General features: G+C 69.8%; 14 protein-coding genes. 4 read left to right on the top strand and 10 right to left on the bottom strand.

The window, feature by feature from the left end; all coding sequences use genetic code 11:
• Nucleotide 1: 1 nt before the first annotated feature.
• Genes VEC03_RS18775 through hpaR form a run of 10 tightly spaced genes read right to left on the bottom strand, consistent with a single transcriptional unit; the run spans nt 2 to nt 8,032 of the window.
• Nucleotides 2–775, bottom strand: a complete 774-nt coding sequence (locus tag VEC03_RS18775; RefSeq protein WP_324918812.1) for a class II aldolase/adducin family protein — start codon at nt 773–775, stop codon at nt 2–4.
• Nucleotides 776–792: 17 nt separating this feature from the next.
• Entirely contained in the window at nt 793–1,611 is an 819-nt protein-coding gene (gene hpaI, locus VEC03_RS18770) for a 4-hydroxy-2-oxoheptanedioate aldolase (protein ID WP_324918810.1), read from the bottom strand.
• A gap of 11 nt (nt 1,612–1,622) precedes the next feature.
• The gene (gene hpaH, locus VEC03_RS18765) at nt 1,623–2,423 is read right to left on the bottom strand and encodes a 2-oxo-hept-4-ene-1,7-dioate hydratase (protein WP_324918807.1); all 801 of its coding nucleotides are present in this window, start codon (nt 2,421–2,423) and stop codon (nt 1,623–1,625) included.
• A 3-nt stretch (nt 2,424–2,426) separates the two neighbouring features.
• Entirely contained in the window at nt 2,427–2,837 is a 411-nt protein-coding gene (locus VEC03_RS18760) for a 5-carboxymethyl-2-hydroxymuconate Delta-isomerase (RefSeq protein ID WP_324918804.1), read from the bottom strand.
• Between the two features lie 15 nt (nt 2,838–2,852).
• On the bottom strand, nt 2,853–3,779 hold the full coding sequence (gene hpaD, locus VEC03_RS18755; protein WP_324918802.1) for a 3,4-dihydroxyphenylacetate 2,3-dioxygenase: 927 nt from the start codon (nt 3,777–3,779) through the stop codon (nt 2,853–2,855).
• Nucleotides 3,772–4,719, bottom strand: a complete 948-nt coding sequence (locus tag VEC03_RS18750) for a carbon-nitrogen hydrolase family protein (protein WP_324918799.1) — start codon at nt 4,717–4,719, stop codon at nt 3,772–3,774. The genes hpaD and VEC03_RS18750 overlap by 8 nt, the downstream gene beginning before the upstream one ends.
• Nucleotides 4,720–4,721: 2 nt before the next feature.
• Nucleotides 4,722–6,179, bottom strand: coding sequence for a 5-carboxymethyl-2-hydroxymuconate semialdehyde dehydrogenase (gene hpaE / locus VEC03_RS18745; protein ID WP_324918795.1), 1,458 nt, complete (start codon nt 6,177–6,179; stop codon nt 4,722–4,724).
• Between the two features lies 1 nt (nt 6,180).
• Entirely contained in the window at nt 6,181–6,930 is a 750-nt protein-coding gene (locus tag VEC03_RS18740) for a fumarylacetoacetate hydrolase family protein (RefSeq protein WP_324918792.1), read from the bottom strand.
• Nucleotides 6,927–7,538, bottom strand: coding sequence for a fumarylacetoacetate hydrolase family protein (locus VEC03_RS18735; protein ID WP_324918789.1), 612 nt, complete (start codon nt 7,536–7,538; stop codon nt 6,927–6,929). The genes VEC03_RS18740 and VEC03_RS18735 overlap by 4 nt, the downstream gene beginning before the upstream one ends.
• Complete coding sequence (gene hpaR / locus VEC03_RS18730; protein ID WP_324918786.1) at nt 7,535–8,032, bottom strand: homoprotocatechuate degradation operon regulator HpaR; 498 nt, start codon at nt 8,030–8,032, stop codon at nt 7,535–7,537. The genes VEC03_RS18735 and hpaR overlap by 4 nt, the downstream gene beginning before the upstream one ends.
• A gap of 118 nt (nt 8,033–8,150) precedes the next feature.
• On the opposite strand from hpaR, the gene radA reads away from it, so the two are divergent.
• The 4 genes from radA to VEC03_RS18710 all read left to right on the top strand — a co-directional run.
• Nucleotides 8,151–9,527: a DNA repair protein RadA gene (radA, locus tag VEC03_RS18725; RefSeq protein WP_324918783.1), complete on the top strand. Its 1,377-nt coding sequence runs from the start codon at nt 8,151–8,153 to the stop codon at nt 9,525–9,527.
• A gap of 54 nt (nt 9,528–9,581) precedes the next feature.
• Nucleotides 9,582–11,099: a BCCT family transporter gene (locus VEC03_RS18720; RefSeq protein WP_324918780.1), complete on the top strand. Its 1,518-nt coding sequence runs from the start codon at nt 9,582–9,584 to the stop codon at nt 11,097–11,099.
• Between the two features lie 49 nt (nt 11,100–11,148).
• A complete protein-coding gene (locus tag VEC03_RS18715) occupies nt 11,149–11,571 on the top strand; it encodes a glycerate kinase (RefSeq protein WP_324918777.1) in 423 nt (140 codons plus the stop codon).
• Between the two features lie 37 nt (nt 11,572–11,608).
• A partial coding sequence (locus VEC03_RS18710; protein ID WP_324918774.1) for a branched-chain amino acid transaminase occupies nt 11,609–12,405 on the top strand: 797 nt, incomplete at its 3' end.

Below are 12,405 nucleotides of genomic sequence, written 5' to 3'. Positions count from 1 at the left end.
CTCACTGCTTGTAGGAATCGTCGATGCGGTCCACGCGCCGCACCAGCGCGTCGAACACGTCCTGGCCGGCGCCGAACTTCTGGTCCCACTGGAAGGAATCGGCCGCCGTCTGCGCCGCGACGTGCTCGGGCACCGTGAGGGCCGGGCCCAGCGCGGCCTGCGCCATCTGCACCTCGCAGGCGCGCTGCAGCGTCCACAGTCGCACGAAGGCCAGCGGCAGGGTGCGGCCCCAGGACAGCAGGCCGTGGTTGCGCAGGATCACCGCCGGCTTGTCGCCGATGTTCTTCAGCAGGCGCGGCGTCTCCTCGGCACGGATGGTGATGCCCTCGAAGTCGTGGTACGCGACCAGGTTGTGCAGCTGAGAGGAATAGAAGTTGTTCTGCGCCAGGCCGCTCGCGGTGCAGGCCACCGCCAGGCCGGCGGTGGTGTGGGTGTGCATCACGCAGTGGGCCTGCTCGATGCCCTCGTGGATGGCCGAGTGCACCGTGAAGCCGGCCGGGTTGACCGGCCAGGGGTTGTCGTCCAGCTTGTTGCCCTGCACGTCGATCTTGAGCAGGTTGCTGGCCGTCACCTCGCTGTAGTGCAGGCCGAAGGGGTTGATCAGGAACTGCTTCTTGCCGCCGGTCACGCTGTCGGGCAGGCGGACCGTGATGTGGTTGTAGATCATCTCGGTCCAGCCGAGCAGGTCGAACACCCGGTAGCACGCGGCCAGCTGCAGGCGGGCGGCCCATTCGTCGGGGTGCATGGTGGCGGAAGGCTTGAGGACGGCGTTCATGATCGTGTCTCCTTGGCTCAATAGGTGGTTCCGCGCCGGGGCTCGGCCGGCGCCGGCGTGCCTGCCTTGAACTTGGCGGCCAGCGCCGAGGTGCTGCGCGCCAGCAGGCTGGTGTCCAGGCCCACCGCGACGAAGGTGGCGCCCAGCTCCAGGTAGTGGCGGGCCAGCGCCTCGTCGGCGGTCAGGATGCCGGCGGCCTTGCCGGCACGCACGATGCGCACGATGGCGTCGTCGATCGCGGCCTGCACCTCCGGGTGGCCGGGGTTGCCGACGTGGCCCAGGGCGGCCGACAGGTCGGCCGGGCCGATGAAGACGCCATCAACGCCTTCGGTGGCGGCGATCGCGTCCAGGTTGTCCAGCGCCGCGCGAGTCTCGGCCTGCAGCAGCAGGCAGACCTGTTCGTTGGCCTCCTGCGCGTACTGGGTGCAGCGGCCCCAGCGCGAGGCGCGGGCACCGGCCATGCCGCGGATGCCATAGGGCGGGTAGCGCACCGCGCGCACGATGGCGGCGGCCTGCTCGGCGGTGTCCACCATGGGCACCAGCAGGGTCTGCAGGCCCAGGTCCAGGTACTGCTTGATCAGCGCGGTGCCGACATCGCCATGGCCGACCGGCACCCGCGCGATGGCGTGCGAGTCGGGATAGGCGGCGATCACCTGCGCCTGCTGCAGGATGCTGCGCAGGTCGTTGGGCGAGTGCTCGCCGTCGATCAGCAGCCAGTCGAAGCCGGCGCCGGCGCAGATCTCAGTCGAGTAGGGATCGGCCAGGCCCAGCCACAGGCCGATCTGCGGGCGCTTCTCGGCCAGGGCCTTCTTGAAGGGATTGAGGGGCGTTTGCATGGCGTTCGGATTCAGGTGAAGCGGAACTGGAAACGGCCGAGCTTGCCGTAGTCGGCATCGAAGGTGTCGCCCCGGCGGGCCAAAACCGGCCGCGTGAAGGAGCCGGCCAGCACGATCTCGCCGGCCTCCAGCCGCTCGCCCCAGGGCGCCAGCTTGCGGGCCAGCCAGGCCACGCCGATGGCCGGGTCGCCCTGCACGCCGGCGGCCAGGCCGGTTTCCTCCACCGTGCCGTTCTGGCGCAGGATGGCGCCGCACCAGGGCAGGTCGACTTCGCGCGGATGCACGCGCCGGCCGCCCAGCACGATGGCGGCATTGGCGGCGTTGTCGCTGATGGTGTCCTGCACCTTGCGCGGCGCCTTGGTGTGGCGGTCGAACTGCTCGATGCGGGCGTCGATGATCTCGATGGCCGGGGTCACGTACTCGGTGGCTTCGAGCACGTCGTCGACCGTGACCTGGTCGCCTTCCAGCGTGCGCTTGAGGATGAACGCCAACTCCACTTCCACGCGCGGGGCGATGAAGCGGTCGGTGGGGATGTCGCCGGGCTGGAACAGCATGTCGTCCAGCAGGGTGCCGTAGTCCGGCTCGTCGATCTGGCTGGACTGCTGCATGGCGCGCGAGGTCAGCCCGATCTTGTGGCCGATCACCTTGCGGCCCTCGGCGGCCTTCACGGCCATCCAGGCGCGCGAGACGGCGTAGCCGTCCTCGATGGTCATGGCCGGGAAGCGCTTGGAGAAGTGCTCGACCTGCGAGCGGGCCTTTTCGCTCTGGTGCAGTTCGGCGGCGAGTTGCTGGATCAGGTCGGGTTCAAGCATCGTTCATGAAGTCTTGTTGAAGTACGGGTGCAGCGTGCTGTGCTTGCCGTCGTACACCTGCCCCGGGCTCTCGTCGACCTGCACGGTCAGGCCGATCAGGCGTTGCTCGAACACCGGCGCGAGATGGGCCCTGGCCGTCGCGAGCAGGGTGTCGCCGGCCTGCTTCTGCACGGCGGCGCTGCGCCCCGCGCCCATGCGCAGGTTCAGGTAGATGAAGGCATAGTCGCCGCGGCCGTCGGCCACCGCGTGGTGCGCCGCCGGGTAAGCCAGCACCCGGGTGCCGCCGATCGGGAAGACCGCCTTGCCGGCTTCGTCCTTCACCTGCAGCATCGCCTCGGCCAGGGCGCGGCACAGCCCGCCCATGTCGGTCTCGGATTCGAGGTTCGGCGTGTAGAGGATGACGAGGTGCGGCATTGGCGGTCTCGCGGCTCACAACCGGCTGCTGATCGCGCTGTAGCCGTCGGCCGCCGAGGCCTGCGCCTTCGGGATGGCCGCGCCGGTCTGCGGCGTGACCGGGAAGATGGCGTTGATCTGCCCGGTGCCCGAGGCGCCGAAGTAGGGTGTCACCACCTCCACCTGGCCGTCGTAGTCGGACCAGCCGAGCGCACCCAGCAGCATGGCGGTGTCGTGCATGAAGCCTTCGCCATGGCCCTTGGCCGCGTACTCGGGCAGCATGCCGCAGAAGGCCTTCCACTCGCCGGCCTGCCACATGCGGATCACCTCGCGGTCCAGCTGCTCCAGGAAGGGGCTCCAGATCCGGAAGCCGTATTCCGGCGCCAGCCCGTTCTGGGCGAAGCGGTGCGACAGCGAGCCGCTGGCGAAGATGGCCACCGTGCCGTCGTATTCGTCCTCGATCGCGCGACGGATCCCCCAGCCCAGCCGGGCACTGTCGTTCAGGTAGTGCGCCATGCACATGGCCGACACCGAGATCACCTTGAAGTGCTGGTCGGTGTTCATGTAGCGCATGGGCACCAGCGTCCCGTACTCGGGGTCCAGCGTGGTGTCGTGGTGGGCCAGCGTCTCCACGCCCCACTCGTTGCACACCTTCGCCAGCAGCTGGCCGAGCGCCGGGTTGCCGGGGAACTCGAAGGCCATGTTGCTGATGAAGTGCGGCAGCTCGTTGCTGGTGTACAGGCCCTTGAAGTGGGCTCCGCAGTTGATGTGGTAGTTGGCGTTGACCAGCCAGTGGGTGTCGAACACCACGATGGTGTCCACCCCCAGCTCGCGGCAGCGGCGGCCGATCTCGATGTGGCCGTCGATGGCGTCCTGGCGCGTGCCCTGGCGCGGGCCGGGCAGCTCGCTCAGGTACATCGAGGGGACGTGCGTGATCTTGGCGGCGAGCGCGAGCTTACCCATCGTTCCTGTCTCCGAGGCGCACCGCATCCTGCGGCGCCGTGTTGACGCGCAACGAGAAGACATCGGGCCGCGCGTAGTGGCCCACGGGGTCGAAATCCATCTGCGCCTGCGGGACCAGCGACAGGTCCAGCTCGGCGACCAGCAGGTCGTCCTGCTCGTACACCGGCCCGGCCAGCAGCCGGCCGAGCGGGTCGGCGATCAGGCTGCCGCCGCGCATCAGCACGGTGTCCGGCGCCTCCGGAAGGCGGTTGTTCATCCGGTCGGCCGGGAACTGCGAGCGCCGCAGGTGCTGGCAGGCCGACAGCACGAAGCAGCGGCCCTCCATGGCGACGTGGCGCATGGTCGACACCCAGCTCTCGCGGTCGTCGGCGGTCGGCGCGCAGTAGATCGCGACGCGCTGCTGGTACATCGCCATGCGCAGCATGGGCATGTAGTTCTCCCAGCAGATCACGGCGCCCAGCTTGCCCCAGGGCGTGTCCACCGCCTTCAGCGTGGAGCCGTCGCCGAAGCCCCAGACCAGGCGCTCCAGCGCCGTGGGCATCAGCTTGCGGTGCTTGCCGAGCACGCCCTGCGGGCCCAGGTAGACGACCGTGCAGTACAGGGTGCCGCCCTCGCGCTCGATGATGCCGACCACGCAGTGCATGGCGTGGCGGGCGCAGGCCTTGGCGAGCTGCGCGATCTCCGGCCCGTCGACCGTGATCGCCGCGTCGTGGTAGCGCTTGAATTCGGCCCGGCCCTCGGGCGTGCGCGCGCCGATGTAGATGTGGAAGTCGGCCCCCTTGGGATAGCCGCCGAGGTAGGCCTCGGGGAACACCAGCAGCTGCACGCCGCGCGCGGCGGCCTCCTCGATCAGCGACAGCGCGCGGTCCAGCGTCGCCGGCGTGTCGAGCAGCACGGAAGCGGTCTGCGCGACCGCGGCGGTGAGCCGGGTGTGGTCCATGGTCAAGTCCCCCAGTGTGGAATATGGTGCGATCCCAGCGAGACCGCGACGTTCTTCGGCTCCAGGAACACCTCGTAGCTCCAGGTGCCGCCCTCGCGCCCGGTGCCCGAGGCCTTGGTGCCGCCGAAGGGCTGGCGCAGGTCGCGCACGTTCTGGCTGTTGACGAAACACATGCCGGCCTCGACGGCGGCGGCCACCCGGTGGGCGCGGCCGATGTTCTCGGTCCAGACGTAGCTGGACAGGCCGTAGGCGATGTCGTTGGCGATGCGGATCGCATCGGCCTCGTCTTCGAACGGGATCAGGCAGGCGACCGGGCCGAAGATCTCGTCCTGCGCGATCTTCATGCGGTTGTCGACGTCGGCGAACACGGTGGGCGCGACATAGTTGCCCTTCTTCACCCGGTCCGGCAGCAGCGGCGTGTCCAGCCCGCCGCACAGCAGGGTGGCGCCTTCCTTCGGTCCCAGCTCGATGTAGCTGCGCACCTTGGCCAGGTGGGCCTGCGAGATCATGGGGCCGATGATGGTCTTGTCGTCCAGCGGGTCGCCGACGCTGATCTTCTTCGCGCGGGCGACGAACTTCTGCACGAAGTCGGCGTAGATCGACTTCTGCACCAGGATGCGGCTGCCGGCGGTGCAGCGCTCGCCGTTGTTGGAGAAGATCATGAACACCGCGGCGTCCAGCGCGCGCGCAAGGTCGGCGTCCTCGAAGACCACGAACGGCGACTTGCCACCCAGCTCCATGCTGAACTTCTTCAGGCCCGCTTCCTTGACGATGCGGTTGCCGGTGGCGGTGGAGCCGGTGAAGGAGATGGCGCGCACGTCGGGGTGGCGCACCAGCGGCTCGCCGGCCGCCTTGCCGTAGCCGTGCACGATGTTCAGCACGCCGGCCGGGATGCCGGCCTCCAGCGCCAGTTCGCCCAGGCGCGCGGCGGTCAGCGGCGACAGCTCGCTCATCTTCAGCACCGCGGTGTTGCCGAAGGCCAGGCAGGGCGCGACCTTCCAGGTGGCGGTCATGAACGGCACGTTCCAGGGCGAGATCAGCGCGCACACGCCGACCGGGTGGAACAGCGTGTAGTTCAGGTGGGTGTCGGTGGGGTAGGTGTGGCCGTCGACCCGCACGCACATCTCGGCGAAGTAGCTGAAGTTGTCGGCCGCGCGAGGTACCAGCTGCTTGCCGGTCTGGGCGATCACCTGGCCGGTGTCGTCGGTCTCGGTGCGGGCCAGCTCGGGCACGTGCTGCGCGATCAGCTCGCCCAGTTTGCGAATGAGCTTGGCGCGTTGCGCCGCCGGCAGGCCGGCCCAGGCAGGGAAGGCGGCCTTGGCCGCGGCGACGGCGGCGTTGACCTCATCCTCCCCGCCGGCGGCGACCTCGGCCAGCACCTCCTGGGTGGCCGGGTTGACGGTCTCGAAGTAGTCGCGGCCGGCAACGGTCTTGCCGGCGATCAGGTGGTCGATTCGCATGTCAGTCTGAAATGGTGTTCATGAGGGCGCCCAGGCCCTCGATCTCGGTGACGACCACGTCGCCCGGCCGGCAGTCCACCACGCCGTCGGGCGTGCCGGTCAGGATCAGGTCGCCGGGCTGCAGGGTCATGAAGCCGGAGAAGTACTCGATCAGCCAGGGGATGCCGAAGATCATGTCCTTGGTGTTGCCCTGCTGCGTGACCTGGCCGTTGACGGTGGTCTTGAGCGCCACCGCCATCGGGTCGGGCACGTCATCGCGGTCGACCAGGAAGGGGCCCAGCGGCGTCGCGCCGTCGCGGTTCTTTACCCGCAGGTTGGGCCGGTACCAGTTCTCCAGGTAGTCGCGGATGGCGTAGTCGTTGGCCACCGTGTAGCCGGCGATGAAGTCCCAGGCGTCGTCGCGCCGGACCTTCTTCGCCGTCCGGCCGATCACCACCGTGAGTTCGCACTCGTAGTGCATGAACTCGACGCCGGCGGGGCGGCGGGTGGCCTGCCGGTGCCCGTTGAGCGTGCGCTCGCCCTTGAGGAACACCAGCGGTTCCTCGGGGGCCTTGAAGGCCAGTTCCTTGGCGTGGTCGGCATAGTTGAGGCCCAGCGCGAGGATGGTGCGCGGGCGCGGCACCGGCTCCAGCGGCGGCAGCCAGGTGACGGCGTCGAAGGACACCTGCCGGCCGTCGGCCAGCAGCAGCTGGCCATCGCGCTCGGTGGCACGCTGCACGGCACCGTCATGGATGACGCGGGCGTGCTTCATGCGGCCTCCTCGACCAGCGTGTGCGACACGGTCCCGAGCGCGGCCGAGCGCAGCTCGATGCGATCGCCGACCTTGGCGCGCGGACGCGAGGCGTCGCAGCCCAGCATCAGCACGTCGCCTTCGCCCAGCGTCATGAATTCGCCGACCTCGGCCAGCAGTCGAGCCGGGTCGCGCACGAGATCGTCGAAGCGCACCGTCTCGCGCAACTCGCCGTTGACGCGCACCTCGATCTGCACCGCGGCCGGGTCGACCTCGCGCACCTCGGTGCCCAGGCCCAGGAAGCCGTCCAGGCACTTGAACTTGACCGGCGGGCGATACACGCTGGCATGCGGGATCGAGACATCGTTCAGCAGCACGCAGCCGCGCACCCGCCCCTGCTCGCCCATCACCAGGCCGACCGTGGCGCCGACCTCGACCTCGGCCACCCGCGCCGGCAGCGCGATGGTGCCGCCGTCGGGGTTGAAGGTGTTGGCGGTCTTGACGTACAGCACCGGCGCCTTCGGCGGCGCCTTGTAGGGGGCGTCGTGCATGTGCGGTGCCAGCGCCTCGTATTCGCTGCGCTGGTTCAGCAGGGCGCCGTACACGGTGCCGTTAGGCAGCCAGCTCATGCGCGGGCCTCCGGCTTGCGGGCCGAGCCGTTCAGGCGCAGCGCGTCTCTGTGGGTCACTTCGGGTTGCTCCAGTTCGATCAGTTGGTCCAGCAGGCCGTACAGCTGGGCCAGCTGCTGCTTGCCCAGCTGCTTCTCCAGCCAGTGGTAGTGCGCCTCGACCGCGTCGGACAGCTTGTCGACCAGCTTGCGGCCGCGCGCCGTGGCTTCCACCACGGTGCGGCGCTGGTCGTCCGGGTCCCGCTGGCGCCGGACCAGGCCGTCGCGCTCCATGCGGGCCAGCACGCCGGTCAGGCTGGGGCCGAGGATGAAGGCCTCGCGCGCGACCCGGCCGGTTTCCACCGTGCCGTGCTCGCCCAGCACGCGCAGCACCCGCCACTGCTGGTCGGACAGGCCGTGTTCGCGCAGCCGCGGGCGGTTGTGCGCCATCACGGCTTCGCGTGCCTGCAGCAGCAGGCGGGGCAGGTTGCGGTGCGAGAACGTGGTCGTGCTCATGGCCATTTATTTAAGATATTAAATGAATGGCGGACCCCGGGCAACCGCGGGTCTTTCGGCTGCAGTTGCCCTCCGGACGGCGGGCGCTCCCACGGCTGGGCTCCCCTACACTGCCCGCGTGGCCAAGGACAAGACGACGTACAGCTGCACCGAGTGCGGCGGCAGCACGCCCAAGTGGCAGGGCAAGTGCCCGGCCTGCGGCGCCTGGAACACCCTGATCGAGACCGTGGCCGAGACGCCGTCCGCGCAGCGGCACCGCTTCGCCGCGCTGGCGCCGACCTCGGCGGTCGCCGTGCTGGCCGACATCGAGGCGGCGGAGGTCGCGCGCACGCCGACCGGCATCGGTGAGCTGGACCGGGTGCTGGGCGGCGGCGTCGTCGAGGGCGGCGTGGTGCTGATCGGCGGCGACCCCGGCATCGGCAAGTCCACCCTGCTGCTGCAGGCGCTCGACGGGCTGCAGCGCGCCGGCGTGCCGACGCTGTACGTCACCGGCGAGGAGTCGGGCGCGCAGGTGGCCCTGCGCTCGCGCCGGCTGGGCCTGGACCGCTCGCAGGTGCAGGTGCTGGCCGAGATCCAGCTCGAGAAGATCCTGGCGGCCCTCGCGGCCAGCCGGCCCGCCATTGCGGTGATCGACTCGATCCAGACCGTCTACTCGGACCAGCTCACCTCCGCCCCCGGCTCGGTGGCGCAGGTGCGCGAATGTGCGGCCCACCTGACGCGGGCGGCCAAGGCCAGCGGTACCGCCATCGTGCTGGTCGGCCACGTCACCAAGGAAGGCGCGCTGGCGGGCCCGCGCGTGCTGGAGCACATGGTGGACACGGTGCTCTATTTCGAGGGCGACACGCACTCCAGCTTCCGGCTGGTGCGCGCCATCAAGAACCGCTTCGGCGCCGTCAACGAGATCGGCGTGTTCGCCATGACGGAGAAGGGCCTCAAGGGCGTGTCCAACCCGAGCGCCATCTTCCTGTCGCAGCACGCCGAGCCGGTGCCCGGCAGCTGCGTGCTGGTGACGCTGGAGGGCACCCGCCCGATGCTGGTCGAGGTGCAGGCGCTGGTGGACACCGGCGGGCCCAGCCCGCGCCGCCTGTCCGTGGGGCTGGAGCGCGACCGCCTCGCCATGCTGCTGGCGGTGCTGCACCGCCATGCCGGCGTCGCCTGCATGGACCAGGACGTGTTCGTCAACGCGGTCGGCGGCGTGCGCATCACCGAGCCGGCGGCCGACCTGGCCGCGATGCTGGCGATCACCTCCTCGCTGCGCGGCAAGCCGCTGCCCAAGGGCTTCATCGCCTTCGGCGAGGTCGGCCTGGCCGGCGAGGTGCGGCCGGCCCCGCGCGGCCAGGAGCGGCTGCGCGAGGCCGCCAAGCTGGGCTTCTCGGTCGCGGTGGTGCCGCGGGCCAACGCGCCGAAGAAGGGCAGTCGCGAGATCGAAGGGCTCACCATCCACGCCGTCGACCGGATCGAGGAGGCGATGGAAGTGGCGCGCGCCCTGGCCTGAGCCCCGCCGGCGGCGGCTTGCCCCGATACTGCGCCGTCAACCCAGGAGAACACGATGCAGCTGATCGTTTCGGCCGGCCTGATCGCGCTGGTGGTGCTGTGGGGCCTGCTGGCACCGTCCTCGCTGGGCGCCGCCAGCGACCTGGCGCTGCAGGTGATCACGCGCAACTTCGGCTGGTTCTACCTGTGGGTGGTGCTGGGCCTGGTGCTGCTGGCCGCGGTGCTGGCCTTCAGCCGCTACGGCGACCTCAAGCTCGGCGGCGAGGACGACGAACCGCAGTTCTCCGTCGGTGCCTGGATCTCCATGCTGTTCGCCGCCGGCATGGGCATCGGGCTGGTGTTCTGGGGCGTGGCCGAGCCGCTGTCGCACTTCGCCAAGCCGCCGCCGGGCCTTGCGCCCGGCACGGCCGAGGCGGCCAACGCGGCCATGCGCTACTCGTTCTTCCACTGGGGCCTGCACCCCTGGGCCATCTACGGCATCGTCGGGCTGTCGATGGCCTTCTTCCAGTTCCGGCGCGGCGGCAGCGCGCTGGTGAGCACGGCCACCGAGGCCTTGCCCTGGCGCTTCGCCCGGCGCGCCTCGCCGCTGTTCAACGTGCTGGCGGTCGTGGCGACCGCCTTCGGGGTGGCGGCCTCGCTGGGCATGGGCGCCAGCCAGATCAACAGCGGCCTGAATGCCGTGTTCGGCCTGCCCGTCGGCCCGGCGTCGCAGATCGCGATCATCGTGGTGACCACGGTGCTGTTCGTCGGCTCGGCCCTGAGCGGGGTCGAGCGCGGCATCAAGTGGCTGTCCAGCGTCAACCTGGCGCTGGCGGGCGTGCTGGCGCTGGTGGTGCTGGTGTCCGGCTCGGCCATTGCGGTGATCGACGCCTTCACCACCACGCTGGGCGCCTACCTCAGCGACTTCGTGCGCATGAGCCTGCGAATGACGCCCTTCCGCGACAACTCCTGGGTGGGCGACTGGACCATCTTCTACTGGGCCTGGTGGCTGTCCTGGTCGCCCTTCGTCGGCCTGTTCATCGCCCGGGTCTCGCGCGGCCGCACGATCCGCGAGTTCCTGCTGGGCACGGTGCTGGCGCCGACCCTGGTCGGATTCGCTTGGTTCTCGGTGTTCGGCGGCACCGCCCTGCGCCTGGAGATCTTCGACGGGGTGCCGCTGGCGGGCGCGGTGGAGGCCGACGTGTCCACCGCCATCTTCGCCATGTTCGACGCGTTGCCCTTCGGCGTGGCGATGTCGGTGCTGGCCACGGTGCTGGTGGTGATCTTCTTCATCACCTCCGGCGACTCCGCCACGCTGGTGCTGGGCATGATGAGCAGCGGCGGCAATCCCGACCCGCGCTGGCCGGTCAAACTGGTGTGGGGCGTGCTGATCTCGGCCATCGCCCTGAGCCTGATGCTGGCCGGCGGCCTGCAGGCGGTGCAGAACGCCACCATCGTTTTCGCCCTGCCGTTCGCCGCGGTGGTGGTGCTGATGGCGGTGTCGGTCACGCTGGCGATCCACGAGGACTGGCTGGAGGAGCGCCGGCGCGAGCGCGAGCTGCAGCGCAAGGTGCGCGAGCTGCTCAAGCGGTGAACCGGCCCCGGGACCGCGCCCGCCCGGGGATCGCCGCGACAATCGCGGCATGAACTGGCAACGCATCCTCGTCCCGATCGCCGGCGCCGCCCTGGTGGCCATGGCCTGGCGCAGCTGGGGCTGGCCCGGCGTGGCGCTGGTGGTCGGCGCCATCGTGATGTGGCTGCTGCTGCACTTCACCCGGCTCACGCAGGTGCTCAAGCGGGCCGCCGACCAGCCGATCGGCTACGTCGGCAGCGCGGTGATGCTGAACGCGAAGTTGCGGCCCAACCTGACGCTGCTGCACGTGATCGGGCTGGCCCGCGCTCTGGGCGAGCAGCTCTCGCCCAAGGAGCAGCAGCCGGAGGTGTTCCGCTGGACCGACGGCTCCGGCTCGCGCGTGACCTGCGAGTTCGAGCAGGGCAAGCTGGCGCGCTGGCGGCTGGAGCGCCCGCCGGCGGCGCCAGACGAGCCGGCCGGGGCGGCTCAGTAAAATCCCGGATTTGCTTCCCAGCCCAAGGACTAGAGACATGAGCGCAGTAGCTTCCATGGCCGATCGCGACGGCAAGATCTGGATGGACGGCGAGATGGTGGACTGGCGCGACGCCAAGATCCATGTGCTGACCCACACGCTGCACTACGGCTGCGGCGCCTTCGAGGGCCTGCGCGCCTACGACACGGTCAACGGCACCGCCATCTTCCGGCTGCAGGAGCACACCGACCGCCTGTTCAACAGCGCCAAGATCCTGCGCATGGAACTGCCGTTCTCCAAGGAGCAGGTCAACGAGGCGCAGAAGGCGGTGGTGCGCGCCAACAGCCTCAAGAGCTGCTACATCCGCCCGCTCACCTGGATCGGCTCGCAGAAGCTGGGCGTGTCGCCGCGCGGCAACCGCATCCACCTGATGGTGGCGGCCTGGGCCTGGGGCGCCTACCTGGGCGAGGAGGGCATGCAGCGCGGCATCCGCGTCAAGACCTCCAGCTACACCCGCCACCACGTCAACATCACCATGACGCAGGCCAAGGCGGTGAGCAACTACACCAACTCCATCCTGGCGAACATGGAGGCGCTGGACGACGGCTACGACGAAGCCCTGCTGCTGGACAGCACCGGCTTCGTGAGCGAAGGGGCGGGAGAGAACATCTTCGTGGTGAAGAACGGCGTGATCTACACGCCCGACCTGTCGGCCGGCGCGCTCAACGGCATCACGCGCAACACCGTGTTCCACATCTGCAAGGACCTTGGCGTCGAGATCGTGCAGAAGCGCATCACGCGCGACGAGGTCTACATCGCCGACGAGGCGTTCTTCACCGGCACCGCCGCCGAAGT

This window comes from Ramlibacter sp., assembly GCF_035627355.1.
GTDB lineage: Bacteria > Pseudomonadota > Gammaproteobacteria > Burkholderiales > Burkholderiaceae_C > Ramlibacter.
Note: the sequence above shows the minus strand (reverse complement) of the source record. Positions and strands in the feature narration are given on the sequence as shown.

Bases quoted from the DNA above. Each gene is read 5' to 3' on its own strand.
- VEC03_RS18740 (WP_324918792.1), bottom strand. From the start codon at position 6,930: ATGAAGCACGCCCGCGTCATCCATGACGGTGCCGTGCAGCGTGCCACC.
- VEC03_RS18760 (WP_324918804.1), bottom strand. From the start codon at position 2,837: ATGCCGCACCTCGTCATCCTCTACACGCCGAACCTCGAATCCGAGACC.
- VEC03_RS18775 (WP_324918812.1), bottom strand. From the start codon at position 775: ATGAACGCCGTCCTCAAGCCTTCCGCCACCATGCACCCCGACGAATGG.
- hpaD (WP_324918802.1), bottom strand. From the start codon at position 3,779: ATGGGTAAGCTCGCGCTCGCCGCCAAGATCACGCACGTCCCCTCGATG.
- hpaH (WP_324918807.1), bottom strand. From the start codon at position 2,423: ATGCTTGAACCCGACCTGATCCAGCAACTCGCCGCCGAACTGCACCAG.
- hpaR (WP_324918786.1), bottom strand. From the start codon at position 8,032: ATGAGCACGACCACGTTCTCGCACCGCAACCTGCCCCGCCTGCTGCTG.
- VEC03_RS18735 (WP_324918789.1), bottom strand. From the start codon at position 7,538: ATGAGCTGGCTGCCTAACGGCACCGTGTACGGCGCCCTGCTGAACCAG.
- VEC03_RS18750 (WP_324918799.1), bottom strand. From the start codon at position 4,719: ATGGACCACACCCGGCTCACCGCCGCGGTCGCGCAGACCGCTTCCGTG.
- hpaI (WP_324918810.1), bottom strand. From the start codon at position 1,611: ATGCAAACGCCCCTCAATCCCTTCAAGAAGGCCCTGGCCGAGAAGCGC.
- VEC03_RS18715 (WP_324918777.1), top strand. From the start codon at position 11,149: ATGAACTGGCAACGCATCCTCGTCCCGATCGCCGGCGCCGCCCTGGTG.
- hpaE (WP_324918795.1), bottom strand. From the start codon at position 6,179: ATGCGAATCGACCACCTGATCGCCGGCAAGACCGTTGCCGGCCGCGAC.
- VEC03_RS18720 (WP_324918780.1), top strand. From the start codon at position 9,582: ATGCAGCTGATCGTTTCGGCCGGCCTGATCGCGCTGGTGGTGCTGTGG.